Below are 518 nucleotides of genomic sequence, written 5' to 3' on the forward strand. Positions count from 1 at the left end.
TTATTGTCGTTATTCATGGTGTCCGTCAGCTTTGCCGTGGTCGGTGAAGAAGCTCGTTACACCATGGACGACTTAAAGGCATTGAACGGCTCTAAAAATTGGAACGAGCTATTAGCGCATGCGGAAGATATTCGTCCATCTCAACGTAATAGCGAGTGGGAAAGCCTAGTTCAAAATGCGGCGTTGGGAGCGTTTGAACACTATGTCGCATCTGGAGCAAAAGATGATGCGATTGGTCTGGGTCAGCAGTTAATCCTATCTTACCCATTTCTCTCTCAATCTAAGAGTTTTACTCAGCAGTTCTCGAAAGAGCTGGTGCCTGCAGCACAACCATGTATTCAATATGCGATAGAGGGATGTGTGGAAAATTATGGTCAGCTTCTTAGTACCTTGGCACCAAGCGCTGAGGTGAGTTACGAAGAAGGAACCAAAGTTTTCCAGAATGTCTCGAAGTCACTGTCGGTTCCTTTTTTTGCAGCAGCAGTGCAGCAAGCTGAGAACTACTGTACGGATGAAAA

At 45.8% G+C, this 518-nt stretch carries 1 protein-coding gene; it reads left to right on the forward strand.

The window, feature by feature from the left end:
* On the forward strand, positions 1-518 hold a 518-nt coding region (locus tag R7R78_RS29475), incomplete at both ends, for a hypothetical protein (RefSeq protein ID WP_225475007.1).

The sequence above is a fragment of the Vibrio sp. 2134-1 genome, from assembly GCF_033339495.1.